The following is a 25,381-nucleotide window of genomic DNA, read 5'->3' as shown; positions in this document are numbered from 1 at the left end:
CTGTGCGCAGCCGATGAGAGTTCTGTGAGAACCGGCGTGGTCAGCTGGCCGCGCGCTTCGCGGCCGCCTTCTTCGCCGGGGACTTCGACGCCGGAGCCTTCCTCACAGCCGTCTTCTTCGCGGCGGCCTTCTTCACTGCGGCCTTCTCAGCTGCCTTCTCAGCTGCCTTCTTGGCAGCCTTGGTGGTCGGCGGCGGGACCGGCGCCTTCTTGGGCGCGACCTTGCGGGCGGGCTGCTTGGCTGCCCGACCCTCCAGCAATGGCGCGAGGAACTGGCCCGTGTAGCTCGCTGGCGTCGCCGCCACGGTCTCCGGGGTCCCCTCCGCCACGACCAGGCCACCGCGCGAGCCGCCCTCGGGCCCCATGTCGATCAGCCAGTCGGCGGTCTTGATGACGTCGAGGTTGTGCTCGATCACCAGCACCGAGTTGCCCTGGTCGACGAGTCGGCCGAGCACCAGGAGCAGCTTGCGGATGTCCTCGAAGTGCAGGCCGGTCGTGGGCTCGTCGAGCACGTAGACCGTGCGACCGGTCGACCTCTTCTGCAGCTCCGACGAGAGCTTGACCCGCTGCGCCTCACCACCGGAGAGAGTGGTCGCCGGCTGACCGAGCCGGACGTAGCCGAGGCCGACCTCGACGAGCGTCTTCATGTGCCGGGCGATCGCGGGCACCGCGGCGAAGAACTCGGCGGCCTCCTCGATCGGCATGTCGAGCACCTCGGCGATGGTCTTGCCCTTGTAGTGTACCTCGAGCGTCTCGCGGTTGTAGCGCGCACCGTGGCAGACCTCGCACGGGACGTAGACATCGGGCAGGAAGTTCATCTCGATCTTGATCGTGCCGTCGCCTGCGCACGCCTCGCAGCGGCCGCCCTTGACGTTGAACGAGAACCGGCCCTGGAGGTAGCCGCGCATCTTCGCCTCGGGGGTCGACGCGAACAGCTTGCGGACGTGGTCGAAGACCCCGGTGTACGTCGCCGGGTTGGACCGCGGGGTGCGGCCGATCGGCGACTGGTCGACGTGGATGACCTTGTCGACGTGCTCGAGGCCGGTGATCTTCTGGTGCCGGCCGGGGACCGCGCGCGCGTTGTAGATCTGCTTGGCCAGCGAGGTGTAGAGGATGTCGTTGACCAGCGTCGACTTGCCCGACCCGGACACTCCGGTCACCGCCACGAACAGGCCGAGCGGGAAGGAGACGTCGACGTCCTGCAGGTTGTGCTCGCGGGCACCGTGGACGGTGAGCTCGCGGCCCGTCGTGCGCGGGCGTCGTACGGCGGGGACCGGGATCTCGCGGCGTCCGGAGAGGTACTGCCCGGTCATCGAGTCGGGGTGGGTCAGCAGGTCGTCGACGCTGCCGCTGTGGACGACCTGTCCGCCGTGCTCGCCAGCGCCGGGACCGATGTCGACCACCCAGTCGGCGACCCTGATCGTGTCCTCGTCGTGCTCGACCACGATCAGGGTGTTGCCGAGGTCCTTCAGCCGGACCAGGGTCTCGATCAACCGGTGGTTGTCGCGCTGGTGGAGGCCGATCGACGGCTCGTCGAGGACGTAGAGGACGCCCACCAGGCCGGCACCGATCTGGGTCGCCAGCCGGATTCGCTGCGCCTCGCCGCCGGACAGCGAGCCGGACGGCCGGTCCAGCGAGAGGTAGTCGAGGCCGACGTCGAGCAGGAAGTTGAGGCGCTCCTGGATCTCCTTGAGCACCCGCTCCCCGATCTGACGCTCGCGGGAGGTCAGCTCGAGGCTGCGCAGGTAGTCGGCCGTCTCGTTGATCGGCATCCGGCAGACCTCGGCGATGTTCTTGCCGCCGTCCTGGATCGATCCGCCGAGGGTCACCGACATCGAGACCGGCTTGAGCCGGCTGCCGCCGCACGCCGGGCAGGGCACCTCGCGCATGAAGCCCTCGAAGCGCTCCCGGCTGGTGTCGGACTCCGCCTCGCGGTGCCGGCGCTCGATGTAGGGCCGGACGCCCTCGAACTCGGCGTAGTAGGCGCGCTGGCGGCCGTAGCGGTTGCGGGTGACGACGTGCACCTTGGTCGAGTGGCCGTCCAGGACGGAGTTCTGCTGCTTGGTGGAGAGGTCCTGCCAGGGCGTGTTGAGGTCGAAGCCGAGCTCCTCGCCGAGGGCGCCCATCAGCCGCAGGAAGTAGTCGGCGACGTGGGCCTGGCTCCAGGGCTGGATGGCGCCCTCGCCCAGCGTCGCCTGCGGGTTGGGGACCACCAGCTCGGGGTCGACCTCCATCCGGGTGCCGAGGCCGTGGCAGGCGGGACAGGCGCCGAACGGCGAGTTGAACGAGAACGACCGCGGCTCCAGTTCGTCGGTGTCGATGGCGTGCTCGTTGGGGCACGCCATCTTCTCGCTGAACCGCAGCTCTCGACCCGGGTCCTTGGCGTCCAGGTCGACGAAGTCGAAGAGCACCAGCCCGCCGGCCAGCTGCAGCGCGGTCTCAACGGAGTCAGTGAGTCGACGCTTCGAGGACTCCTTCACCGCGAGCCGGTCGACGACGACCTCGATCGTGTGCTTCTTCTGCTTGTCCAGCTTGGGTGGCTCGTCGAGGCCGTAGGTCTCGCCGTTGACCCGGGCCCGGGAGAATCCCTGGGTCTGGAGCTGCTTGAAGAGCTCGATGTACTCACCCTTGCGGCCGCGGATCACCGGGGCCAGGACCTGGAAGCGGCGGCCGTCCTCGAGCGAGAGGATCTTGTCGACGATCTGCTGCGGCGTCTGGCGCTCGATCGGCGCACCACAGGTCGGGCAGTGCGGTCGACCCGCTCGCGCGTAGAGCAGGCGGAGGTAGTCGTAGACCTCGGTGATCGTGCCGACGGTCGATCGCGGGTTCTTGGAGGTCGACTTCTGGTCGATCGAGACCGCGGGCGACAGACCCTCGATGAAGTCGACGTCGGGCTTGTCCATCTGGCCGAGGAACTGGCGGGCGTACGCCGACAGCGACTCGACGTACCGCCGCTGGCCCTCAGCGAAGATCGTGTCGAACGCAAGCGACGACTTGCCCGAGCCGGAGAGCCCGGTGAACACGATCAGCGAGTCGCGGGGAAGGTCGATCGACACGTCCTTGAGGTTGTGCTCCCGAGCCCCTCGGATGATGAGCTGATCGATCACTGCTACCCCTCGTCTTCGAACATGTGTTCGTCATCCTAACCGGCACAAGGTGAGGACAACGACCTCGGACGCGCCGGTGTTCCCCACGATCTCACGGGGAGCCGACAGTCCCTCGGGGGTGGGTCGTCGGGCAGGATGGGCTCATGCCCGAGCAGAACAGCCAGGCCATCATGGAGCGCCTCCTCCCCGAGGCGACCCGGCGGCTGATCCGGACCGCCGACTCCATCGCCGACCACGAGTACGGCGCGCCGAGCGGGCTCCCCGACTGGACCCGCGGCCACGTCCTCGCCCATCTGTCCCTGAACGCCGAGGGGCTGGCCGGCGCGCTGGGCGGCATCGTCGAGGGAGAGCGCGTCTCGATGTACGCGTCACAGCAGGCCCGAGACGACGACATCGCGAAGCTGGGCAGCGCGACCCCGTCCGTGATCCGCAACCGGCTCCTGGGCGCGACCACCGACCTGGCCGACGCGCTCGACGCGGTGCCCGACGACCAGTGGGACACCACCATCGACCGGGTGCCCGGAGGCCGCACCTTCACCGCGGGGGACGTGCCCCTGATGCGGCTCGGCGAGGTCGAGATCCACCACGCCGACCTGGCGTGCGCCTACAGTCGTGGCGACTGGTCGGCGGCGTACGTCCTCCTGATGCTCGACGGACGGAGCGAGAAGGGCGTCTCGGCCGACAGCTCCTTCCATGCCCGAGCGACCGACCTCGACCGCACCTGGAGGTTCGGCGAGGGAGGACCGACCGTATCCGGCTCCGGGGCCGACCTCGGCTGGTGGCTCACCGGCCGAGGCACGGGCGAGGGACTGACCAGCGACAGCGGCACCCTGCCGCAGATCGGAACGTGGTGACCATGACCGACGACTACACCGGCGACGTACAGCCGGGCGGCGACGCCGCCGTACGCGACCTCGCCCACCTGACGATCACCAAGGTCGCCGTGGACCCGAAGATGTCGAACAACTGTTACCTGCTGCGCTGCGACTACACCGGCGACCAGGTGCTCATCGACGCGGCCGACTCGGCCGAGACCCTGCTGCCGCTCATCGGCGGCCGCGGTCTGCAGGCCGTCGTCACCACGCACCAGCACTGGGACCACCACCGAGCCCTGGCCGACATCGTGACCGCGACCGGTGCCGAGGTCGTCGCCGGCGCACCCGACGCCGCGGCGATCACCGAGCAGACCGGCGTACCCGTCACCCGCACCGTCGCTCACGGGGACACGATCACCGTCGGCGAGGCCACCCTCGAGGTGATCGCGATCGCCGGGCACACGCCGGGCTCGATCGCGCTTCTCTATCGTGACGACAACGGCCACCCGCACCTCTTCACCGGCGACTCACTCTTCCCGGGCGGCGTGGGCAACACCTTCGGCGACAAGGATGCGTTCGCCCAGCTGATCGACGAGGTCTCGTCGAAGATCTTCGACACGCTGCCCGACGACACCTGGTTCTACCCCGGACACGGTGGCGACTCGACGCTCGGCGCGGAGCGGGCCGCCCTGCCGGAGTGGCGTTCGCGCGGTTGGTGAGGGGATGCGGTTGGTCACCAACCGCAGATCCCGGCGCCCCGTCTCTGCGGTTGGGGACCAATCGGCGAGATTGCGGGCAGCGGTGTCAGGCGACCCGCGGCCAGTTGTCGTCGCCGCCGGCACGGCGGTCGGAGGTCCGGTCGGCGGGCGGCATCGCCGACCGGATGACGGGCAGACCTGGGTCGAAGATCGGCGGCAAATGGTCGAACTGGCTCAGGTCGACGTCGGTGATGGTGACGGCCGGGAGGTCCGGGGTCTCCCACTCGGACAGGTCGAAGCGGAGCTCGTCGGAGTTCGGTACGACATCCAGGTCGAGGATCTCGTCGAGCGGCATGGCGCCGGGACGGACGTCGTTGTTGAGCCCCGCGAAGACCGACATCGAGGCCCAGTCCGGCGTGGTGCCGGCATCGAGGTAACGGTTGAGGCGCCGCTCGGCGACGTCGGCGTCGAGGGCCAGCACCAGCTTGTCGACGCCGAAGCGGTCCATCCAGCACCACATCGTGCGGGCGCTGATGCCACGCTCGGCGGCCGTGCCGAGCACCCGAGCGATCGTCGGATCGGGGAGCGCATAGGCACGCAGCGCGCGGTCCACGTCGGCCTTGGTCACGCGGTCGGGACAGGCCCGGAGCTGCGCGTCGCGGCGCTCGAGATCACGGGGACGGACGGTCTCGACCCGGGGCCGAGAGGGCATGGCGGTGATCGCCCACACCACGGCGATCACGCTGATCAGGCACAGTCCGAGATACATGGCGGTTTCCCTTGTCAGTCAGTGAGCTCCGTAGAGCTGGAACTTCCCTGAAGAGATCAGCCTCATACCTCTAGGTACCGAAAGATCCGCCTGACTAGACCACATATTCTTGCGCGAACCTTGCAGAACGATCCGCCAAGCCGACGGCTCCGCGGCTAGTGGTAGGTCACCTTCACGGTGTCCGTCACCGGGACAGCCTGGCAGCCGAGTCGGATGCCCTCCGCCATGTCCTCGTCGTCGAGGACGTCGTTGTGCAGCATCTTGACTTCGCCCTCGATGAGCCGGATGGCACACGCCGAGCACTCCCCCTCGCGGCAGGAGTACGGCGCTTTGATGCCCTTGGCCTCGAGGTGCTCGAGCAGCTTGGTGCCGGGCGCCCAGTCGTCGAACGTGTAGTTCTCGCCGTCGAGCTCGACCTCGAGCTTGACGGGCCCCTCCGGTCCCGGGCCTCCCGGGGCGGCCTCGGTCACGTCGTCGGGGTCGCTCTCGGCGTCCTCGATCTCGTGCTCTGCGACCTCCTTGTCGTGCAGGTCGCCGAACGGGTTGCCGCCAAGGGAGATGAACTTCTCCTGGTGCCGCCGCTCCCGGGGGAACTCCAGCTCCTTCAGGGCGGCGATCGTCATCTTCATGAACGGCGCCGGGCCGCAGACGAAGGCGTCGTACGACGAGTACGCCGATGCGAACGCGCGCATCTGGTCCTGGCTGGGGAGCCCCTGCACCGACTCGAGCCAGTGCACCACCATCAGCCGGTCCGGGTGCTCGGCGGCGAGTGTGGCGAGCTCGCGTCCGAAGATCACCGACCTCTCGTCGCGGTTGGCGTAGAAGAGCACGATCCGGCCGGTGCCCTGATCGAGCGCCGTACGCGCGATCGAGATGACCGGCGTGATGCCGCTGCCGCCGGCGAAGAGCAGCAGGTCGGCGCTCAACGACGCGGGCGTGAAGATGCCACTCGGCGGCAGCACGTGGATGCTGTCGCCCTCGCGCAGGTGGTCGCACACCCAGTTCGACGCGTAGCCCTCGGCCGTGCGCTTCACGGTGATGGTGAGCGGACCACCGCCGACCGGACTGCTGGAGAGCGAGTAGCAGCGCGCGGCGACGCCGGTCTGGTCACTCGGCACCGCCAGGGTCAGGAACTGCCCCGGCTTGTAGGCGAACTGCTCCTCGGCACCGGCGGGGACCTCGAAGGAGATGGAGTGCGCGTCCGCGGTCTCCTCGACCACGTCCACGACCTTCAGCTCAAACGCATCGTCGGACATAAGCTCTAGTAACCGTCCTCGGCTCCGATGGGGATCTGCCCGTCGCGTACGGCGGCGTCGATGCTCGACAGCAGACGCGGACAGCCTTCCTTGATGTCGCGTGGACTGGTGTGCCGGGCCAGCTCCGGGCAGTGCCGGCGCGCCTCAGTCGTCCACTGGATCGACGTGTGGTGCTCACTGTTCTTCTTGACACCCACCCGGGCGAGGCAGTCCAGGCAGGCGACCTCGACCAGCCGGGCCGCCGTGTAGAGGCGCTGGTCCTCGATCGTGTCGGCACTGGTGGGGACGAAGGAGGGCATGGCTCAGGTGCCCGACATCATCTGGGGAGAGTCGGCCGGCTCGCTGCTCGCCGACTCCTCCTCCGCCTTCTTGCGGAGGTTGTCGGCGACCTCCTCCTGCCAGTACTCGTTCGCCTTCGTGGTGTCGACCTCGAACTCGAAGCGCTCGACCATCTCGGGCGCGATGTCGGCCTTGTCGACGTAGAACTGCTCGTACCAACGACGCAGCTGGTAGACCGGGCCGTCCTCCTCGCACAGCAGCGGGTTCTGGACGGGCACCTTGTTCTTCCAGATGTGCACGTCCTGGAGGAAGCCGCTGCCGAACATCTCGGCGTACTTCTTGGCGATGAAGTCGGCGGTCTTGTCGTCGAGGCCCTCGGGCTTCTTGACGGTGATGCCGTACTGCAGGCGGAACGAGTTCGGCCCGGTCGGCACGTGGCAGTTGACCAGGACGACCTCGGTGTTGAAGCCCTTGTAGTCGGTGTCGAGCCAGTTGATCATGTACGACGGTCCGTAGTAGGTCGCCTCGGACTTGAGGAAGAGCTCGGCGTCGCCGTACCCGCCGGTCTTGTCGGGGCGGCCCTTGGACTCCATGAACTGGGTCGCGATGTGGCCCTCGAAGACGTTGCGGAAGCTCGTCGGGAACGCGAAGTGCACGTAGTAGAAGTGCGCCATGTCGACGACGTTGTCGATCAGCTCGCGGCAGTGCGAGCCCTCGATCTCCTCGGCCACCCAGACCCAGTCGGTGTACTCGCCCTCGGCGAGGCCGGGCAGCTGCAGCGGGAGGATGTCGTAGTCGGCCTTCGATCCCTCGGCGTCGTGCCAGACCAGCAGCTGGTCGTTGACGATCGCGGTCTCGTAGCGCTGCGTCCGCGCGCGCAGCGGCACCCGCCGCGCGTAGGGGATCGCCTTGCACTTGCCGTCGCCGCCCCAGCGCCAGTCGTGGAAGGGGCAGGCGATCTCGTCGCCCTTGACCTCGCCCTGGGTCAGGTCGCCGCCCATGTGGCGGCAGTAGCCGTCGAGCGCGTTGATCTCGCCCTTGCTGTCCGCCCAGACGACGATCTTGCCGCCGAAGGCGTCAATGCCGTGGGGCTTGCCGTCCCGGAACGTGTCGGCCAGGCCCAGGCAGTGCCAGCCGCGAGCGAACCGCTCGGGCGGGGTGCCGTGGTCGAGCGCTCGAACACTCGTGGTGGTGTCGCTCATGGCGTGCCTCCAGACAACAGGTGGACCAAAACGAGAACAGGTTATAGTTTTTGGGACGCCGATTCCAGTCGCCCCTCACCCTTCCCACCGGGAGCTGCAGATGTACATCGCCCTCACGCCCGATCAGGAGAGGCTCCGCGAGGAGCTCCGCGAGTACTTCGCCGCCCTGGTCACCCCCGAGGTCAAGGCCGGCCTGGCCGCCGCCACCGGTGAGTTCGGCGACGACGCGGTCTACAAGAAGGTGATCCGCCAGCTCGGCACCGACGGCTGGCTGGGCATCGGCTGGCCGAAGGAGTACGGCGGACAGGCGCGGTCCATGGTCGACCAGCTGATCTTCACCGATGTCGCCGCCATCGCCGGCGTACCGATCCCCTACCTGACGCTCAACACCGTCGGTCCGACGATCATGCGCTACGGCACGGATGAGCAGAAGGACTACTTCCTCCCCCGCATCCTCAAGGGCGAGCTGCACTTCTCCATCGGCTACTCCGAGCCCGGCTCCGGCACCGACCTGGCCTCGCTCAAGACCCGTGCGGTCCGCGAGGGCGACGAGTGGGTGATCAACGGCCAGAAGATGTGGACGTCGCTCATCCAGTACGCCGACTGGCTCTGGATGGCCTGCCGCACCGATCCCGACCTGCCCCGCCACAAGGGCCTGTCGATGATCCTGGTGCCCGCGGACTCCCCCGGCTTCTCCTACACCCCGGTCCACACCGTCGCCGGCGTGAGCACCAGTGCGACGTACTACGAGGACGTCCGCGTCCCCGCGGCGAACCTGGTCGGCGAGCTCAACGGCGGCTGGTCGCTGATGACCAACCAGCTCAACCACGAGCGGGTCGCGCTCACCTCAGCCGCGCCGCTGACCTACTCGATCGACACGGTCCGGCGCTGGGCGCAGGAGACCAAGAACCCCGACGGCCAGCGGGTGATCGACTCCGAGTGGGTGCAGATCGCGCTCGGCCGCGCGCACGCACGGACGACGGCACTCGCGCTCATCAATTGGAAGCTCGCCGCCGACGCCGACGCCGGGGTCGACCTGTCGCCCGCCGAGGCGTCGGCCACCAAGATCTACGGCTCGGAGCTCGCGACCGAGGTCTACCGGTCACTGATGGAGATCGTCGGGCCCAACGCCGGCATCACGGGAGCCTCCGAGGGCGCGGTGCTCGCCGGTCGCCTGGAGCGCTTCTACCGCTCCGCCCTCGTCATGACGTTCGGCGGCGGCACCAACGAGATCCAGCGCGACATCATCGGGTACGTCGGCCTCGGCCTCCCCGCAGCACGGCGTTGAATTCAAAGACAGGGAGCTGAACGATGGACTTCAGGTTCACCCAGGAGCAGGACGAGGCCGCCGAGCTGGCGGCCGGGATCCTCAAGGACCGCGTCACCAACGAGCGGCTCAAGTCGGTCGAGGCCACCGGCGACCGGTTCGACCGCGAGCTGTGGGCCGAGCTGGGCTCGGCCGGTCTGCTCGGGCTCGCGCTGCCGGAGGAGTACGACGGCGCCGGGCTCGGCATCATCGAGCTCTGCCGGGTGCTGGTCGAGGTCGGGCGCACGGTCGCCCCGGTCCCGCTGTCCGCGCACGGCCCGGCCTCGCGGCTGATCGCCGAGCTCGGCTCGAACTCCCAGCAGCAGCAGTGGCTGCGCGGCGCGGCGTCCGGCGCCAACGTGCTGACCGCGGCGGTCGCGGAAGAGCGTGCCTACTCCCCCGTCCGGCCGACCACCAAGGCCACGCCCGACGGCTCGTCGTACGTCTTGACCGGCAGCAAGGCGATCGTGCCCGCCGGTCCGTACGCCGACGTATTCCTGGTGCCGGCCGAGACCCCGTCGGGTGTCGGCGTCTTCCTGGTCGAGCCCGGCGACGCGGGCGTCACCGTCGTCGCCCAGACGTTCTCGGACGGCGACAGCGTGGCGCGCCTCGACCTCGACGGCGCCGTGCTGCCTGCGGACCGCCTCGTCGGTCCCGCCGACGGTGCGGCCGACCTGCGCCTGCGCCAGCTGCTGGTGCTCGCCGGCTCCGCGGAGCAGCTCGGCATCACCGAGGGCGCACTGAAGCTGACGTCGACGTACGCGAAGACGCGCGAGCAGTTCGGTCGCCCGATCGGCACCTTCCAGGCCGTCTCGCAGCGTCTCGCCGACGGCTACATCGACGTGCTCGGCCAGCGGCTCACGCTCTGGCAGGCCGCGTGGCGGCTCGACGAGGGGCTGCCCGCGGAGAGCGAGGTCGCGATCGCGAAGCTCTGGGCGGCCGACGCCGGCCACCGGCTCGCGCACACGACCGTGCACGTGCACGGCGGTGTCGGCATCGACCTGGACGGCGAGGCGCACCGCTACTTCACGTCGGCGAAGCGCTTCGAGTTCCTGCACGGTGGTGCCACCGAGCAGGCGCTGAACGTCGGCCGGATCCTGGCGGCCGAGCCGGCATGAGGATGGCCGGTGGTTGAGGTGCGAGGGCCCCTGGGCCCGAGCCTCGAGACCACCATGCCCACGGTCCGCGAGCAGCTCCTGGCGCGAGTGGAGGACGGCTCACCCGGGCTGCTGTTCGAGGACGAGTCCTGGACGTGGGCCGAGGTGCTGCGCGAGTCGAGCGTGCGGGCGTCCGCACTGGCGACGCTGCTCCCGTCCGGTCAGCCGCCACACGTCGGAGTGCTGCTGGAGAACGTGCCGGAGTTCGCCTTCGTGCTCGGTGGTGCGGCGCTCGGCGGCCAGGTCGTCGTCGGGCTGAACCCGACCCGGCGCGGCGAGGCGCTCGCAGCCGACGTACGCCGGGCCGACGTGCAGGTCGTCGTCACCGACGCGGCCCACGCCGACCTCCTGGCGGACGTCGACGTGCCGGTCCTGCCGATCGACTGCCCGGACTGGCTCGCGCTGCTGGAGGAGCACGCCGCGGCGCCGGTGCCCACGGCCGACGTCGGGCCGGACGACCTGATGATGCTGATCTTCACCTCGGGCACGTCGGGCGACCCGAAGGCGGTCAACGTGACCCAGGCGAAGGTGGCCTACCCCGGGAAGTTCCTGTCCGAGCGGTTCGGTCTCGGGCCAGCCGACGTCGCCTACCTCTCGATGCCGATGTTCCACTCCAACGCGATCATGGCGGGCTGGGCCCCGGCGCTTGCGGCGGGCTCGACGATCGCCCTGGCGCGTCGCTTCTCGGCGTCGGGCTTCCTGCCCGACGTACGACGACACGGCGCGACGTACGCCAACTACGTCGGCAAGCCGCTGACCTACATCATGGCGACGCCGGAGCGGCCCGACGACGCGGACAACCCGCTGCGGCTGGTCTTCGGCAATGAGGCCAACGACCGCGACATCGCGGGGTTCGGGCGCCGCTTCGACTGCGTCGTCGTGGACTCCTACTCCTCGACCGAGAACGCCGTGATCGTGCAGCGGGTGCCGGAGATGCCTCCCGGCAGCCTCGGCCGGCCCGTCGACAACGTGAAGGTACTCAACCCCGAGACGATGCAGGAGGTGCCGGACGCTTCCTTCGGACCGAACGGCGAGCTGTTGAACGGCGAGGAGGCCACCGGCGAGCTGGTCAACACCGGCGGCGCCGGCGCGTTCGCCGGCTACTACAAGGACCCCGACGCCGAGGCTGAGCGGATGCGGGGCGGGATGTACTGGTCAGGCGACCTCGCCTACCGGGACGCCGACGGCTTCGTCTACTTCGCCGGCCGTACGGCGGACTGGCTGCGGGTCGACGGTGAGAACCTCGCCGCCGCACCGATCGAACGGATCCTGCTGCGGCATCCGTCCGTGGAGGAGGCGGCCGTGTACGCCGTGCCGGACCCGTCGGTCGGCGACCAGGTGATGGCGGCGCTGGTGGTCCGCGGCGCGCTCTCGCCCGGCGATCTCGAGGCGTTCCTGGCCGATCAGCCGGATCTGTCGCGCAAGGGCTGGCCGGCGTACGTGCGGGTGGTCTCGACGCTCCCGCGGACGGCCACCAACAAGGTGCTCAAGCGAACGCTGGCCGCGGAGGGCCCGGTCGCCGGTGACGGCGTGCTCTGGACCCGCGAGCCACGCGGGACGTCGTACGCCTAACCACCCCGGATCCCACCCCGGATCCCACCCCGACCGCTCCTAGCGTGAAGGCATGAATCCGGGACCGGATCCCGTGGCCGCGCCCTTCAACCGTCGCCTCGCCATCCTGCTTGCGATGGCGATGTTCGTGCTCGTCGTCGACACCTCGCTGATGAACGTGTCGATCTCCGCGGTTGTCCACGACATCGACGCGACTGTCAGCGGTGTGCAGTCCGCGATCGCGCTCGAGGCGCTGGTGTCCGCCGCGTTCATCCTGATCGGCGGCAAGGTGGCCGACCTGATCGGACGCAAGCGCGCCTACACGCTCGGCCTGTGCGGATACGGCGTCGGCGCGATCGCCATGACCTTGGCCCAGAGCATCGTGCCGATCATCGTCTTCTGGGCCGTGGTGGGCGGCATCGGAGCGGCCCTGCTCCTGCCCGGCATGCAGGCACTGATCCACGGCAACTTCGCGGGCGCGGCGCAGAAGCGCGTCTACGCACTCGTCGGCGCGTCGGCAGCGATCGCGGCAGCGGTCGGGCCACTGATCGGCGGCTTCCTGACGACAGCCCTCTCCTGGCGGGTCGGATTCATGCTGGAGGCCGTCATCATCCTGGTCGTGCTGAGCGGGTTGGGCCTGGTGAAGGACGTTCCCTACTCGGGCCCACGCCACGTCGACGTCGTCGGCGCCCTCCTGTCGGTGCTCGGCATGGGCGGACTGGTCCTCGGCATCCTCGTGTGGCAGGAGGGCGGCGAGGCGGTCGCCGCCCTGACCGCAGTCGGCCTGACCGGCCTCGGCTCGCTGGCCTACTGGCTGGTCCGTCGCAAGCGCACCGGACGTCCAGCGCTCGTCGACCCCGCGCTCTTCTCGTCCGCCCACTTCCGGCTCGGCATCTCCAGCCAGATGCTGCAGCAGATCGCACTCGGCGGGGCGATGATCACGCTGCCGATCTACCTGCAGATGGTGCTGGAGTACAACGCCTTCGAGGCCGGTCTGTCGCTCGCGCCGCTGTCGCTGACGATGTTCGGCGTGTCGCTGGTCGTGGGCCGCAGGTTCTCCCACGTGCGAGCGGGCACCCTGATCCGCTGGGGGTTCACGCTGCTGCTGGTCGGGCTCGTCGTGGTCGGACTCGTCGTGCCCAGGGCCGACTCGGGTTGGGCCTTGACTCCCGCGCTGGTCATCGCGGGTTCGGGGCTTGGTCTGCTCGTCTCGCAGCTCAACAACTTCACCCTCGCCCCGATCACGGAGGAGCGGGTCAGCGAAGCAGCGGCAGTCAACTCGGCTGCCGGGTCGTTCGGCCTGTCCTTCGGCCTCGCCTTCGCCGGCGCGATCATGCTCGCGGCTCTGTCCACCATCTTCACCGCCATGGCCCAGGACTCCGACGTACTGCCCACGGCCGACCAGGACCGGGTGGCTCAGGCGCTGGAGGACGACGCCCAGGTGATGAGCAACACCCAGCTGGACGCGCAGCTGGCCGGCGAGCCACAGGACGTCCAGGACGAGATGATCCGGATCAACACCGACGCGCGGCCGATCGCACTCCAGATCGGCCTGCTGGTGCCCGTCATCGCCGCCCTGACCGGGCTGGTGCTGTCGTTCCGGATCGCCCGGCTTCCCGACCTCCGACCGCAGTCGGCCGTCGAGGGACTGGACCTCGGTTGAGCAGTGCGGTCACGCGGGCGCGGGCGAGGGCTCCGCGTCCGCATCGCTGAACGGCGTGCCGCCCCCGAAGCCGTCGGACACCGCGCGACCGTCGAGGACCCGATACGGCGAGACGGCGGTGGTGGCCCGGGCCTGCAGCGCCGCGAGCGGGACGGCTCCGGCCGAGGCGACGACCACCAGGTTGCCGAGCCGCCTGGCCCGCAACGTCGCCGGCTCCGCGGTCAGCAGCAGCTGGGGGAACGCCGTACGGATCGAGGCGACCGCCCGCCGGGTCCACCCGAACGGAGCCCGGTCGGTGAGGTTGAACACCACCAACCCGGAAGACCCGACGACCCGCAGGAGGTCGGCCGCGAACGACGCCGTCACCAGCGACCCGGGCACCCGGGCATCGGCGAAGGCGTCGACCACCACGAGATCCGCGAAGGAGTCGCGCAGACCGGCGACGCCGCTGCGACCATCGACGTCACGCACCTTGATGCCGCTCTGCCGCGGCAACGGGAGCTCCCGCCGGACCAGCTCGGTGACCGCGGCGGCCGGCTCGAGGACCACCTGCGCCGAGCGCGGGCGGGTGGCGGCGACGTACCGCGGCAGGGTCAGCCCGGCGCCTCCGACGTGGACCACGCGCACGGGCGTGGATGCCGGCGCGACGGCGTCCACGACATCAGCAAGCCGGCGTACGTAGTCGAAGACGATCCGGGTCGGGTCCTCGAGGTCGACGCACGACTGGTCCATGCCCGACATCCGCAGGACGAACGTCCCCGCCCGGTCCCCCGGCACGATCTCGGCGTCGACCACGTCCGCAGCCTCCCACAGCCACCGGAGGATGATCGCGAGTCACCCGCAACGGGCCATTACGCGGGGTCCCGATTCCGCTACGGTCGCGACATGGCTGGATCCGCCGCGGGCGCACACTCCCGGTGGCACCTGCGTTGGGGCGACCTGGGTCGTGCGGTGCTGGGCATCATCGGCGCCACCCTGGGGCTGGTGCTCGCGTCGTGGGTGCTGCCCGGCTTCAACCTCACTGGCTGGGAGGACGCACTCCGCACGGCCGTCCTGGTGGCGGTCATCGGTGCCGTCCTGCGGGTGCTGCTGGTGGAGGGCGCGATCCGGCTCGGCTGGGTCGGGAGCATCCTGCTCGGACTCCTCGGCCAGGCGCTCGCCGTGTGGCTCGTCGTCTACGCACCGAAGGGCCTGACCGCGGCCGACCTCGGCTGGGCGCTGCTGGCCTCCTGGATCGTCGCGTTCGTCTCCACGCTCTTCGTCTGGGTCGCGACCGCCGGCACCGACGACGCGGTGACCGCCTCGCTGCTGCGGCGAGCGCGCCGACAGCGTGTCACGCTGGACGACCCCGACGTCCCGGGCATCGTCTACGTGCAGGCCGACGGGGTCCCCTACCCGGTGCTCGACTGGTGCGTGCGCGCCGGCACGCTGCCGACCCTCTCCCGGTGGATCCGCAGCGGCTCGCACCACGCGGTCGAGTGGCGCCCCAAGCTCCCGGCCACCACGCCGGCCAGCCAGATGGGCATCCTGCACGGCACCATCGACGGCATCCCGGCCTTCCGCTGGCTCGACCGCCCGTCGGGCAAGGTGTACGTCGCCAACCGGCCCGCCGACGCCGCGCTGATCGAGGCCATGCACTCCGACGGGCTCGGGCTGCTGGCCGACGATGGTGTCTCGGTCAGCAACCTCTTCACGGGCGATGCGCCGACGGCGTACGCGACGATGAGCGCCGTCGGGCGTGGCCACGCGACCCGGCGGTCTCGGCGTACGATCTCGAACTTCCTCAGCCGGCCGGCCGGGTTCACCCGCAGCATGACCCGTGCGCTGAGCGAGATCGCGCGCGAGCGCTTCCAGGCCACGCGCGCCCGGCGTCGCGACATCCGGCCGCGGGTGCACCGGGGCTGGGCGTTCGCGATGGAGCGGGCCGCACTCAACGGCGTCGTCCGCGACCTCAACACGACCCTGGTCGCCGAGGCGATGCTCCAGGGCCACCGGAGCGTGTACGTCGACTACGTCGACTACGACGCCGTCGCGCACCACGCCGGGATCCTGCAACCCGAGTCGCTGGACGCACTCGCCGGCATCGACGCGGTGCTCGCGCAGCTCGAGCAGGTCGCAGCCGTCGCACCACGCAAGTACCACATCGTCGTCCTGTCCGACCACGGCCAGTCGCAGGGCACGATCTTCGCGGACAGGTACGGCGAGGACCTGGCCGCGCTCGTCTCGCGGCTCTCCGACACGACCGCGATCGCGTCGGTCGAGAACGCCGAGGGCAGCGGCGCCCTCAACTCGATGGTCGCCGGCAACGCCGACCAGGACACCGTGCTGGGGCGGGCCCTCGACCGCGCCTCGGTGCGGATCACGGCGGACACCTTCGAGACCCGCGAGCCCGCCAGCGCGAAGCCCGAGGAGCAGTTCCTCGTCTTCGGGTCCGGCAACCTCGGGCTGATCTACGTCACCGGCGAGGGGCACCGGCTCGACATCGACGAGCTCTCGGCCCGCTTCCCCGCACTGGTCCCCGGCCTGGTCGAGCACCCGGGCGTCGGGTTCGTCGTCATCGACACGGTCGAGCACGGCCCGGTCGCCCTGGGTCGGGGTGGCGAGCACCGGGTCCGCGAGGGCGTCGTCGTAGGTGTGGACCCGCTGGCGAAGTTCGGCCCACACGCGCCCGAGTTCGTGCTGCGGGCAGCCACCATGCCGGAGGCGCCCGACATCTACGTCAACAGCCTGCTCGACGACCTCGACGAGGTCGCCGCCTTCGAGGGTCTCGTCGCGTGCCACGGCGGACTCGGCGGCTGGCAGGACCGGGGCATGGTCGTACACCCGGTGGACCTCGACATGCCCGAGGAGATGGTGGTGGGGGCGGACGCGCTGCACGACGTGCTGGTCGGCTGGCTGGAGGGTTGCGGCCACCGCACCGAGCTGGTCGGCCATGATCGGGGCAACGTCTCAGGAGGAGCGCCGTGACCGGCACCCAGCAGGCACCCCACTCCACGTCGCGGTTCTTCGTCGCCGGCACCGGCACCCGCTCGCGGCGCCCGATCGACGTGGCGCTCGCCGTCGTCGGACTCCTTGTCGCTCTGGGGTGCGCACGCGCGGCCTCCCACCGCGGCGTCCTCGACCGCGCCGTCCGAGGCGTGGCCGACTACCTGCCGCGCTGGGCGACCACGCTCTTCGACGCGGCGTACGCCGTCGGTGCGGTGTACGCCCTGTGCGTCCTGATCGCGGTCGTGTTCACCGCGCCACGGCGAGGCCGACTCCCGGTCGCCGTCCTGCTGGCTGTCGGAGCGGCGATCGGCGGCGCCGTGATCGCGTCGTACGCCGCCGGTGCCGGCCTACCGGAGATCGACCCTGGCCGGGTCGAGAGCGGGTCGGCTCACGGCTTCCCCACCCTCCGGGTCGCCGTGGTGACGGCGGTGCTGCTGGTGCTGCGCCCGTTCGTCGTGGGCACGCTGCGCCGCTTCCACGTCGCGGTCGTCAGCGTCCAGTGCCTGGCGGCGTGGGCGATCGGGATCGCGGGGCCCACCGACGTGCTCGGCGCCCTGGCGATCGGCATCGCCGCAGCCGGCGTCACGCTCGTCGTGCTCGGCTCGCCGGCCGGCCACCCGGACGTCGCCCAGGTCGCCGACAGCCTCGCGCGGATGGGCGTCCGCGTCGACGGCCTCCGCCTCGCCGATCGCCAACCGTGGGGGGCCCGGATCCTCTACGCCGACTCCGAGCAAGGCGAGCCGCTGCTGATCAAGGTGTACGGCCGCGACGCCACCGACGCCCGGCTGGCCGCTCGCTGGTGGCGCACGCTCATCTACCGCGACCAGACCTCACCGGGGGCCACCCGACTCCAGCTCGTCGAGCACGAGGCACTCGTGACGATCCTGGCCGAACGCGCCGGCGTCGCCGTCGACCACGTCATCGCCGCCGCCGAGAGCTCCGGCGACGCGGTGCTGGTGCTCGGCGCTCCCGGCGATCCCCTCGTCAACTCCCCCGACCTGGACGACGACGTGCTCCGGATGGTCTGGGTGTCCGTCGGCGACCTGCACGACGCCGGGCTCACGCACGGCGAGCTCACGCTCGAGCACATCGCCAGCAACGGCGTCGGCCCGGTGTTCTCGGAGTTCGGTGACGGCCTGGTCGCTGCCACCGAGGCTCAGCGTGCCCAGGACGTCGCCGTCCTGCTCGCCAGCCAGGGGCTCGCGGTCGGCCCCGACCGCGCCGTGGACGCCGCCCTCGACGGGTTGGATGCCGACCGGGTGGTGGCCGCGCAGCCCTACCTCCAGCGCGCGGCGCTGCCCCGGTCGCTCCGCGGCATCAAGGAGACCAAGGCACTGGTCGAGTCGCTCCGGACGACGATCGCCGAACGCACCGGCACCGAGCCGCCGCCTCCCGCCGAGATCGTCCGGGTCCGGCCTCGCGACCTGCTGCAGACCGGATTCATCCTGTTCGCGGCGTACATCCTGCTCAGCACGCTCCTCGACCTCGACTGGGCCACCGTGTGGTCGACGTGGAGCGGCGCGGCCTGGGCGTGGGTCGCGATCGGTTTCGCCATCTGCCAGCTGACGTCCGTCGCCGACGCCGGGACCGCGATCTCGACGGTGAAGACCCGGCTCCCCCTGGTCCCCCTGGTGCACTTGCAGTACGCCGTGAAGACGGTCGGCCTCGCCATCTCCGCCACGCTCGGCCGGGTCGCGCTCTACACGACCTTCTTCAGGCGCTACGGCGAGAGTCCTGCGGTGGCGGTCACCGCGACCGGTCTCGACTCGTTCGCGGCCTCGGTGGCCAACGTGCTCGTGGTCCTGGTCGCCGTCCTGCTCGCCCAGAGCCTGCCGGAGGGCATGGAGCTGTCCGGACCGGGCAACCTCGACCGGATCCTGGTGCTGTTCGTCGTGGTGCTGGTCCTCTCGGCGATCGCCTTCGCGCTGGTCCCCAAGCTCCGCCGCCAGGTGGTGACGATGGTGCGCAGCCTGGGGCACTCGCTCCAGGTGGTCACCCAGAGCCCGACGCGCGCCCTGGGCCTCTTCGGCACCAACCTGCTGTCGCTGATGATCACCGCACTGTGCCTGGAGAGCCTGGTCGAGGGGCTGCACCCGTCGATCACCTACGGGTCGGCTCTCTTCGTCGCGGCCGCTGCATCGCTCTTCGCGAGCCTGGTCCCGGTGCCCGGCAACGTCGGCGTCGGCGAGGCGGCGATCGCGGCCGGCCTGGTCGCCGTCGGCGTACCGTCGGGCCCCGCATTCGCCATCGCGGTCAGTCAGCGGATGTGCACGACGTACCTGCCATCGCTGTTCGGCATCTTCTCCCTGCGCTGGCTGCGCAAGGAGGACCTGATCGACTGAGCGGCCGCCGTGGGCGGCCACATGCTCGGGTCGTCCCCCTCTGGGCCACCCTGCGACCACAGAGGAGCCAGGCGCCTCCGGTCCCGCTCGTAGGAGAGCCACGAAGGACGTCGCCGCCTACGCGGTGCGGGTGACGCCAGACGAGGTTGGCCGCTACGCGCAGTCGCTGCCTCAGGTCAAGCGGAAGGGCACCGAGTCGCGCCCGGCGTGGTACGTCAACGACCGCCTCGTCGTACGCCTGGACGACCCGAACACACTGGTGATCCGGGTCCCGCTGAGCGAGCGGGAGTCGCTGCTCGACGCCTACCCCGACACCTTCGGCGTGCCGCCGCGCATGGAGGCTCACCACAAGGTCGAGGCCTACCTCGATCAGGCGCAGCCCGATGCCGTGCGCATGGCGATCGCCCTTGCTTGGGAGATGCAGCGCCGTTGACGGTCTGGATCACGCCGACAGCTCGCGCACCAGGGCCGCGGTGGCCGGGACCTGCTCGGCTCCCTCCCGGTGCACGATGCCGTAGGTACGGGTGCCGAACGATGCATGCTCGCGGACCGTCACGTCCGGGTGCCGGTAGGCCTCGAGCGCCGACCGCGGCAGCAGGGTGACGCCGAGACCGACCGCGACGAGGTTCTGCACGACGACGTAGTCGTCACTGATGTGGCGCACCCGCGGCTCGAAGCCGGCGTCGGCGCACAGCAACAGCGTGTGGGCCCGGCACCGCGCGCAGCCGACGATCCACGGCTCGTCGGCAAGATCGCGCAACGTCAGTCGCTTGCGGCGTCCGGCGGCATGGTCCGCGCCGACCACCAGGGCCACGGGCTCGCCCGCCAAGGGAGTCCAGCGCAGCCCTGGAGTGTCGACCGGGTCGTCGCCGTAGCTGAACACGACGGCCAGGTCGACGTCGCCGGCGTTGAGCAGGTCGAGCGCCTCGGGCGGCTCGGCCTCGGTCAGCTCGACGTCGATGTCCGGGTGCCGGGACCGGAGTCCCGCGATCGCGCGCGGGACGAGGGTCGCAGCCGCAGACGGGTACGCCGCGAGCCTGACCCGCCCGCGCCGCAGCGCCGACAGGTCGGCCAGCTCCTCCTCGGCCATGTGCAGCTGGACCGCCAGGGCGTCCGCGCGGACGAGCAGCACGCGGCCAGGCTCGGTCAGCTCGACCCCGCCAGCACCGCGGAGCAGGAGCGCGCAGCCGACCGACCGCTCGAGCGCCCTGAGGTGCTGACTGACCGCTGGCTGGGTCCAGCCCAGGTCCCGGGCGGCGCCGCTGATCGAGCCGGCCCGGGCCACCGCGCGGAAGATCAACAATCGCTTGGGGTCCATCCCCAGAGCATAAGCGGCTGTTATGGATGCTGGAACGAAGTCGGGGCTACCTCGGGCGCGGATGCTCGCCGAGCATGGGGGCATGAAGACCATCGGCCTCATCGGCGGCATGAGCTGGCACTCGACCCTGAACTACTACCGCGTCATCAACGAGCTCGTAGCCGAGCGTCTGGGCGGCCACACGTCGGCCAAGGTCGTCCTCGAGTCGCTCGACTTCGCCGAGGTCCGGGACTGCCAGGTCCGCGGCGACTGGGCGGCCGCGGGTCGGCTGCTGGCCGACGCGGGGCAGCGCTGCGAGCGGTCCGGCGCCGACGTCGTGCTGATCTGCACCAACCTCATGCACCGCGTGGCCGACGACGTGCAGGCGTCGATCGACATCCCGCTCCTCCACATCGCCGACGCCATCGCCGACCGCGCCCACGAGTCCGGCTGGTCGCGGCTCGGCGTGCTCGGCGCCCGCTGGGTGATGGAAGAGGACTTCTACGTCGGGCGGCTCGCCCGCGCCGGCATGACCGTCGACGTGCCCGACGCCGCTGGCCGCGCCGACGTGGACCGCATCATCTTCGACGAGCTCACCCTGGGCCGGGTCGAGGATCGCTCGCGGGCGACGTACGCCGGGATCATCGAGCGTCTCGCCGCGTCCGGATCCGAGGCCCTCGTGATGGCCTGCACCGAGATCGAGCTGCTGATCCGCCCCGAGGACTCCCCGATCCCCCTGCTGGACTCGATGCGCACCCACGCCGAGGCCGCCGCCGCTTTCGCGCTGGGCGGCGACCACCACGACCTCAGGCGTGCTCCTCAGTGGAGCGGGAGTCGGTGAGGGTGAGTGCACCGACCGCAGTCACGACGCCGACGACGGCGGCCAGCACGCCGTAGATGATCCGCTCCCCGTGGAAGAACGACGCGACGAGGTCGCTCCCCCACGTGCCGGCCGGGAGCTGCGTGGTGACGAGAGCGGCGATCAGGGTGCCGACGACGGCGGTGCCGACGCTGGTGCCGACCTCCTGAGCCGTGTCGTTGAGCGCGGCGCCGATCGAGGTCCGGTTGCTGGGCATCGCGTCGACGAGCGCGACCGCGCAGATGGTCATGACGGTACGAAGCCCGATGGTCATCACGACCATGCAGACGGCGATCGCGGCGTACCCGTGGTCGACGGCCCACGAGAGACCGAGCAGGGAGCCACCCAGGCAGGCCGCGCCGACCAGGCAGGCGATGCGGTGGCCGAACTGCTTGGCGAGCCGCTCCGACAACGGCGTCGCGGCCAGCATCGTGACGATGATCGGCAGGTTCGCCAGGCCGGCCTTCACCGGGCTCCAGCCGTAGGCGTACTGGAAGTGCAGGATGAGTCCGAACATCACGCTGGCCATCGCGATCGACGTACCCAGCTGGGCGATGGAGGCCCCACGAACGGTGCCGTTGGAGAACAGGCCGAGGTCGAGCATCGGCGCCGCGGCCCGGCGCTCGTGCCACACGAACGCGATGCCCGCTGCCACCGCACCGATGATCGAGGCGAGCGTGACGGCCGCGAGCCAGCCGTACTCCACACCGCTGGTGAGCGACCAGCACGCGAGGCCGATCGTGGCGACGCTGAGCACGGCGCCCGGCAGGTCGAGTGCCTCGTGGGTCAGGTCCTCGGGACGATCGGCGGAGACGCCGAGGCGTACGCCGATGCACGCGATGAGCGCGATCGGCGCGTTGACGACCAGCAACCACTCCCACCGCACGTGGGCCAGCGCGGTGCCGCCGAGCAGCGGGCCGAGGACGAACCCGGACATACCCACCACGATCATCACCGTCATGGCGCGCATGCGCAGGGCCTTGTCGTCGAAGAGCCGGAAGACCAACGAGTTCGTGATCGGGGCCATGCACGCGGCGGCGATGCCGAGCCCGGCACGCAGTCCGATCAGCTCACCCGCAGTGGACACGAACACGACGCACAGGCTCAGCAGGCCGAACACGGCGAGCCCGACCAGCAGCACCCGTCTGCGTCCGAACCGGTCGGCAATCGACCCGGCGGTGAGCAGGAGGCCGCCGAACGTCAGCGAGTACGCACCGGTCACCCACTGCAGCGCGGTCGTGCCGCTGCCGAGATCACGGCCGATCGTCGGCAGCGCGATCGAGAGCAACGTGTTGTCGACCATCTCGACGAAGAACGCGAGACACAGGGCTGCAAGCGGGATCCACGCCGCGCGCAGGGACGAGTAGGTCCGCGAGGGCGTGGGAGACGTGGTGATGGTGGTCATGTGGGTGACGCTAGGAGGCCGCACTTTCACCGTGGTTGCACGCCGCTTTCACCCGCTTTCACGGCGTAGGCGTCAGGACGTCATGCGGGTGGAGCATCCGCTTGCTCTGTCCGTATGACGTCCTGGCGTCCGCTGCGGCGTAGCCCCACAGCAGCATCCGGAGCTCGCGGCGTTCGGGGAGCCGCCCCGACACCAGGCCGCTATCCAACGCTGCCTCCGCCGGGTCGGCGAGCGAGCCGGTTCGCTTCGACCGGCCGCCCGCCCACCAGGTGCTGCTCGACGATGGCCTCGGCAACCTGAGTGTCTGCCCCGCCGTACCAGACGTCGTCGGGCTGGACGCTGACGACGGGGGCGTGGTTGCAGGGGAACTGACACCCGGTCTGGGTGAGCAGGACGTCGTCGCCGCCGAGACCTTCCCTGGCCAGGGCACGCCCCAAGGCTTCGCTCGTGGCATCGCCGCCACGGGCCGTGCACCGGGGACCGCGGCAGACGAAGACCTGGTGACGATGGCCCGGGACGTCCTCCCAGGCGGCCGACACCAGCGAAGCCTCGGTGCCGGTGATCGGTCGGGCCCGGCGCAGCACGTCGGCCACCTCGTCGGCAGCCACGACGAGGCCGGAAGCGACGACCACCTCGGGCGGGTCCGGTCGCTCGCGCCACCAGTGCGCCGCGACCCGGCGCAGCCAGGAGTTGCCGGGCGCGGTGCCGAACGCTGCACCGACGAGCACGACCCTGGTCGCGCCGGCGTCGGTCAGCCGGTCCAGCTCGCGGCCGAGTGAGGGGTCACCGAGCTGAAGGTGGGCCACGGTGGCTCCGAGTGGGCGGGCGATCTCGTGCAGCCGCGCGTCCTGCGCTGCGACGCCCATCCCCACCACGACCAGGCGTTCGCTCACGAGATCACGCCGTTCCAGCGCACGTGCGGCCGGGGAAGGTCGGGGTGCGGCTCTACGGTCACGTCCACGCCGTACACCTCCGCGACCAGGTCACGCGTCAGCACCTTGGCGACCGGACCGTGGGTGACGAGTCGGCCGCCGTCGAGCACGGCCAGGTCGTCGCAGTACGCCGCGGCGAGCTCCAGGTCGTGGAGCGCGGCAATGACCGTCAGCCCCAGGCCGCGCACCCGGCTGAGGAAGTCGAGCTGGTGGCGCAGGTCGAGGTGGTTGGTCGGCTCGTCGAGCAGCAACACCTCGGGCTCCTGGGCCAGCGCCCGGGCCAGCTGGGTCCGCTGCCGTTCGCCTCCGGAGAGAGTGCCCCAGGACCGAGGGGCGAGGTGTTCCACCTGGGCGGCACGCAGCCCACGGTCGACCGCGTCGGCACCCTCGCCATCGGGCCCGGGGAGGCGCGACCGGTGCGGGATCCGGCCGAGCTCGACCACCTCGCGCACGGTGAGGTCGACGCCCGTGGACGCTTCCTGCTCGACGAGGGCGATCGCCCTGGCACGCGCCCGGGCGCGCATCCGGTGCACGTCGTCCGTGCCCAGCCGGACGTCGCCCTCCGTCGGGCGCCGCAGCCCGGCCAGCACGTGCAGCAGGGTGGTCTTGCCGGAGCCGTTGGGTCCGAGCAGTCCGGTGACGACGCCGGGGCGGCAGGTGAGACTGACGCCGCGCAGGATCGACGCGGAGCCGACCCGCCACGAGAGGTCGCGCGCCACCAGGGCGGAGCCGGTCACGACCGCTCCCTCGTCCGGCGCAGGAGCCATGCGAAGAACGGTGCGCCGACCACCGCGGTCACGACCCCGATCGGGATCTCCTGGCCGTCGACCAGGGTCCGGGCGATCGTGTCGGCCCAGACGAGCAGCACCGCTCCGACGAGCGCCGACATCGGCAGCAGCACCCGATGGCCTGGCCCGGTGAGGATCCGGACGATGTGGGGCACCACCAGGCCGACGAACCCGATGGCGCCGACGAAGGCGACGAGGCATGCCGTGACCAGCGCGGTGCCGACCATGAGGGCCCACCGCACGCGGTTGACGTCGACGCCCAGGGAGCGGGCCGAGGTCTCGCCGAAGGCGAACGCGTCGAGCTGGTCGGCGAAGGCGACGAAGGCAGCGGTCGCCACGATCGCGACCACGGACACGATGACCGCAGAGCTCCACCGCAGCCCCGCGACCGAGCCGAGGGTCCAGGTGAGCACCCGACGGGCGGCATCGCTGTCGCCGGTCATGATGACCAGCAGGGACGTGTAGGCGCCGCAGACCTGGGCGACGGCGACGCCGGCGAGCACGGTCCGGGTAGGCGAGAGGGAGCCTCGTCTGCCGGCCGCGAGCGCCAGCACCACCACCAGCGAACCCAGCGCGCCGACGAACCCCGCTGCTGTCACCGCAGCCGAGCCGACCAGCCCCGCGAAGGAGACGCCCAGCACGATCACCGTGACCGCCCCGACCGCCGCGCCGCTGGAGATGCCGAGCAGGTACGGGTCAGCGAGGTCGTTGCGGGTCAGCGACTGGAGCACGACACCGCAGACGGCCAGCCCGGCGCCGACCGCGGCGGCGCCCAGCACCCGTGGCAGGCGCAGCTGCCACACGATCTGGTCGTCGAGCGGCGAGACGTCGTACGCCCCCAGGTTGAGCCGGCGGGCGACGACCGCGAGTACGTCGCCCACCGACACCGACACCGGTCCGATCCCGAGCGCGACCGCCATGCTGGCGGCGAGTAGCAGCATCGCCACCAACACGGCACCGGGCGTACA

22 protein-coding genes are annotated in these 25,381 nt (G+C 70.7%); 10 read left to right on the top strand and 12 right to left on the bottom strand.

What is annotated here, in order from left to right:
* Positions 1-40 precede the first annotated feature (40 nt).
* The gene (uvrA, locus tag ABEA33_RS15895; protein ID WP_345527800.1) at positions 41-3,106 is read right to left on the bottom strand and encodes an excinuclease ABC subunit UvrA; all 3,066 of its coding nucleotides are present in this window, start codon (positions 3,104-3,106) and stop codon (positions 41-43) included.
* Between the two features lie 143 nt (positions 3,107-3,249).
* On the opposite strand from uvrA, the gene ABEA33_RS15890 reads away from it, so the two are divergent.
* Positions 3,250-3,960 carry a maleylpyruvate isomerase family mycothiol-dependent enzyme gene (locus ABEA33_RS15890; protein ID WP_345527799.1) on the top strand — a complete coding sequence of 237 codons (711 nt, stop codon included), beginning with the start codon at positions 3,250-3,252 and terminating at the stop codon, positions 3,958-3,960.
* A gap of 2 nt (positions 3,961-3,962) precedes the next feature.
* Positions 3,963-4,640 (top strand): MBL fold metallo-hydrolase, encoded by a 678-nt coding sequence (locus ABEA33_RS15885; RefSeq protein WP_345527798.1) that lies wholly within the window; start codon positions 3,963-3,965, stop codon positions 4,638-4,640.
* An 85-nt stretch (positions 4,641-4,725) separates the two neighbouring features.
* On the opposite strand, the gene ABEA33_RS15880 is transcribed toward ABEA33_RS15885, so the two are convergent.
* From ABEA33_RS15880 to ABEA33_RS15865, 4 genes are all read right to left on the bottom strand, one after another.
* Positions 4,726-5,388: a hypothetical protein gene (locus ABEA33_RS15880; RefSeq protein ID WP_345527797.1), complete on the bottom strand. Its 663-nt coding sequence runs from the start codon at positions 5,386-5,388 to the stop codon at positions 4,726-4,728.
* A 155-nt stretch (positions 5,389-5,543) separates the two neighbouring features.
* Complete coding sequence (locus tag ABEA33_RS15875; RefSeq protein ID WP_345527796.1) at positions 5,544-6,644, bottom strand: 2Fe-2S iron-sulfur cluster-binding protein; 1,101 nt, start codon at positions 6,642-6,644, stop codon at positions 5,544-5,546.
* A 5-nt stretch (positions 6,645-6,649) separates the two neighbouring features.
* Positions 6,650-6,943: a hypothetical protein gene (locus ABEA33_RS15870; RefSeq protein ID WP_345527795.1), complete on the bottom strand. Its 294-nt coding sequence runs from the start codon at positions 6,941-6,943 to the stop codon at positions 6,650-6,652.
* Between the two features lie 3 nt (positions 6,944-6,946).
* Entirely contained in the window at positions 6,947-8,125 is a 1,179-nt protein-coding gene (locus ABEA33_RS15865; RefSeq protein WP_345527794.1) for a 3-ketosteroid-9-alpha-monooxygenase, oxygenase component, read from the bottom strand.
* Positions 8,126-8,225: 100 nt separating this feature from the next.
* Between ABEA33_RS15865 and ABEA33_RS15860 the strand changes: the two genes are divergently transcribed.
* The 4 genes from ABEA33_RS15860 to ABEA33_RS15845 are packed head-to-tail and all read left to right on the top strand — an operon-like array spanning position 8,226 to position 13,802.
* On the top strand, positions 8,226-9,413 hold the full coding sequence (locus ABEA33_RS15860; protein WP_345527793.1) for an acyl-CoA dehydrogenase family protein: 1,188 nt from the start codon (positions 8,226-8,228) through the stop codon (positions 9,411-9,413).
* A 23-nt stretch (positions 9,414-9,436) separates the two neighbouring features.
* Positions 9,437-10,549 (top strand): acyl-CoA dehydrogenase family protein, encoded by a 1,113-nt coding sequence (locus ABEA33_RS15855; RefSeq protein WP_345527792.1) that lies wholly within the window; start codon positions 9,437-9,439, stop codon positions 10,547-10,549.
* A 9-nt stretch (positions 10,550-10,558) separates the two neighbouring features.
* Complete coding sequence (locus ABEA33_RS15850; RefSeq protein ID WP_345527791.1) at positions 10,559-12,160, top strand: long-chain-fatty-acid--CoA ligase; 1,602 nt, start codon at positions 10,559-10,561, stop codon at positions 12,158-12,160.
* Between the two features lie 52 nt (positions 12,161-12,212).
* Complete coding sequence (locus ABEA33_RS15845) at positions 12,213-13,802, top strand: MFS transporter (protein ID WP_345527790.1); 1,590 nt, start codon at positions 12,213-12,215, stop codon at positions 13,800-13,802.
* Between the two features lie 9 nt (positions 13,803-13,811).
* Here ABEA33_RS15845 and ABEA33_RS15840 read toward each other — a convergent pair whose 3' ends face one another.
* Positions 13,812-14,543 (bottom strand): spermidine synthase, encoded by a 732-nt coding sequence (locus ABEA33_RS15840; protein ID WP_425577438.1) that lies wholly within the window; start codon positions 14,541-14,543, stop codon positions 13,812-13,814.
* A gap of 144 nt (positions 14,544-14,687) precedes the next feature.
* On the opposite strand from ABEA33_RS15840, the gene ABEA33_RS15835 reads away from it, so the two are divergent.
* The 3 genes from ABEA33_RS15835 (at position 14,688) to ABEA33_RS15825 (ending at position 19,565) form a co-directional block, all read left to right on the top strand.
* Complete coding sequence (locus tag ABEA33_RS15835; protein WP_345527788.1) at positions 14,688-16,769, top strand: phage holin family protein; 2,082 nt, start codon at positions 14,688-14,690, stop codon at positions 16,767-16,769.
* Complete coding sequence (locus tag ABEA33_RS15830; protein ID WP_345527787.1) at positions 16,766-19,132, top strand: lysylphosphatidylglycerol synthase domain-containing protein; 2,367 nt, start codon at positions 16,766-16,768, stop codon at positions 19,130-19,132. The genes ABEA33_RS15835 and ABEA33_RS15830 overlap by 4 nt, the downstream gene beginning before the upstream one ends.
* Before the next feature lie 130 nt (positions 19,133-19,262).
* Positions 19,263-19,565 carry a hypothetical protein gene (locus ABEA33_RS15825; protein WP_345527786.1) on the top strand — a complete coding sequence of 101 codons (303 nt, stop codon included), beginning with the start codon at positions 19,263-19,265 and terminating at the stop codon, positions 19,563-19,565.
* A gap of 9 nt (positions 19,566-19,574) precedes the next feature.
* Here ABEA33_RS15825 and ABEA33_RS15820 read toward each other — a convergent pair whose 3' ends face one another.
* A complete protein-coding gene (locus ABEA33_RS15820) occupies positions 19,575-20,450 on the bottom strand; it encodes a LysR substrate-binding domain-containing protein (RefSeq protein WP_345527785.1) in 876 nt (291 codons plus the stop codon).
* A gap of 82 nt (positions 20,451-20,532) precedes the next feature.
* On the opposite strand from ABEA33_RS15820, the gene ABEA33_RS15815 reads away from it, so the two are divergent.
* On the top strand, positions 20,533-21,270 hold the full coding sequence (locus ABEA33_RS15815; protein ID WP_345527784.1) for an aspartate/glutamate racemase family protein: 738 nt from the start codon (positions 20,533-20,535) through the stop codon (positions 21,268-21,270).
* Here the strand turns inward: ABEA33_RS15815 and ABEA33_RS15810 are convergent.
* The 5 genes from ABEA33_RS15810 to ABEA33_RS15790 are packed head-to-tail and all read right to left on the bottom strand — an operon-like array spanning position 21,236 to position 25,354.
* The gene (locus ABEA33_RS15810) at positions 21,236-22,693 is read right to left on the bottom strand and encodes an MFS transporter (RefSeq protein WP_345527783.1); all 1,458 of its coding nucleotides are present in this window, start codon (positions 22,691-22,693) and stop codon (positions 21,236-21,238) included. The genes ABEA33_RS15815 and ABEA33_RS15810 overlap by 35 nt on opposite strands.
* A gap of 58 nt (positions 22,694-22,751) precedes the next feature.
* Positions 22,752-22,901, bottom strand: coding sequence for a hypothetical protein (locus tag ABEA33_RS15805; RefSeq protein ID WP_345527782.1), 150 nt, complete (start codon positions 22,899-22,901; stop codon positions 22,752-22,754).
* Positions 22,894-23,586, bottom strand: coding sequence for a (2Fe-2S) ferredoxin domain-containing protein (locus ABEA33_RS15800; protein ID WP_345527781.1), 693 nt, complete (start codon positions 23,584-23,586; stop codon positions 22,894-22,896). Before ABEA33_RS15800 ends, ABEA33_RS15805 begins: the two co-directional genes overlap by 8 nt.
* A complete protein-coding gene (locus ABEA33_RS15795) occupies positions 23,583-24,392 on the bottom strand; it encodes an ABC transporter ATP-binding protein (RefSeq protein WP_345527780.1) in 810 nt (269 codons plus the stop codon). Before ABEA33_RS15795 ends, ABEA33_RS15800 begins: the two co-directional genes overlap by 4 nt.
* Entirely contained in the window at positions 24,359-25,354 is a 996-nt protein-coding gene (locus ABEA33_RS15790) for a FecCD family ABC transporter permease (protein ID WP_345527995.1), read from the bottom strand. Before ABEA33_RS15790 ends, ABEA33_RS15795 begins: the two co-directional genes overlap by 34 nt.
* Between the last annotated feature and the right edge of the window lie 27 nt (positions 25,355-25,381).

Origin of the sequence: Nocardioides endophyticus, from assembly GCF_039543845.1 — a bacterium.
Taxonomy (GTDB): Bacteria; Actinomycetota; Actinomycetes; order Propionibacteriales; family Nocardioidaceae; genus Nocardioides; species Nocardioides endophyticus.
Note: the sequence above shows the minus strand (reverse complement) of the source record. Positions and strands in the feature narration are given on the sequence as shown.

What these genes read in the sequence shown, in the direction of transcription:
- ABEA33_RS15790 (WP_345527995.1), bottom strand. Translation starts at nt 25,354, where the DNA reads ATGCTGCTACTCGCCGCCAGCATGGCGGTCGCGCTCGGGATCGGACCG.
- ABEA33_RS15880 (WP_345527797.1), bottom strand. Translation starts at nt 5,388, where the DNA reads ATGTATCTCGGACTGTGCCTGATCAGCGTGATCGCCGTGGTGTGGGCG.
- ABEA33_RS15845 (WP_345527790.1), top strand. Translation starts at nt 12,213, where the DNA reads ATGAATCCGGGACCGGATCCCGTGGCCGCGCCCTTCAACCGTCGCCTC.
- ABEA33_RS15835 (WP_345527788.1), top strand. Translation starts at nt 14,688, where the DNA reads ATGGCTGGATCCGCCGCGGGCGCACACTCCCGGTGGCACCTGCGTTGG.
- ABEA33_RS15875 (WP_345527796.1), bottom strand. Translation starts at nt 6,644, where the DNA reads ATGTCCGACGATGCGTTTGAGCTGAAGGTCGTGGACGTGGTCGAGGAG.
- ABEA33_RS15840 (WP_425577438.1), bottom strand. Translation starts at nt 14,543, where the DNA reads ATGTCGGGCATGGACCAGTCGTGCGTCGACCTCGAGGACCCGACCCGG.
- ABEA33_RS15890 (WP_345527799.1), top strand. Translation starts at nt 3,250, where the DNA reads ATGCCCGAGCAGAACAGCCAGGCCATCATGGAGCGCCTCCTCCCCGAG.
- ABEA33_RS15795 (WP_345527780.1), bottom strand. Translation starts at nt 24,392, where the DNA reads ATGGCTCCTGCGCCGGACGAGGGAGCGGTCGTGACCGGCTCCGCCCTG.
- ABEA33_RS15860 (WP_345527793.1), top strand. Translation starts at nt 8,226, where the DNA reads ATGTACATCGCCCTCACGCCCGATCAGGAGAGGCTCCGCGAGGAGCTC.
- ABEA33_RS15815 (WP_345527784.1), top strand. Translation starts at nt 20,533, where the DNA reads ATGAAGACCATCGGCCTCATCGGCGGCATGAGCTGGCACTCGACCCTG.
- ABEA33_RS15810 (WP_345527783.1), bottom strand. Translation starts at nt 22,693, where the DNA reads ATGACCACCATCACCACGTCTCCCACGCCCTCGCGGACCTACTCGTCC.
- ABEA33_RS15885 (WP_345527798.1), top strand. Translation starts at nt 3,963, where the DNA reads ATGACCGACGACTACACCGGCGACGTACAGCCGGGCGGCGACGCCGCC.
- ABEA33_RS15870 (WP_345527795.1), bottom strand. Translation starts at nt 6,943, where the DNA reads ATGCCCTCCTTCGTCCCCACCAGTGCCGACACGATCGAGGACCAGCGC.
- ABEA33_RS15820 (WP_345527785.1), bottom strand. Translation starts at nt 20,450, where the DNA reads ATGGACCCCAAGCGATTGTTGATCTTCCGCGCGGTGGCCCGGGCCGGC.
- ABEA33_RS15855 (WP_345527792.1), top strand. Translation starts at nt 9,437, where the DNA reads ATGGACTTCAGGTTCACCCAGGAGCAGGACGAGGCCGCCGAGCTGGCG.
- ABEA33_RS15865 (WP_345527794.1), bottom strand. Translation starts at nt 8,125, where the DNA reads ATGAGCGACACCACCACGAGTGTTCGAGCGCTCGACCACGGCACCCCG.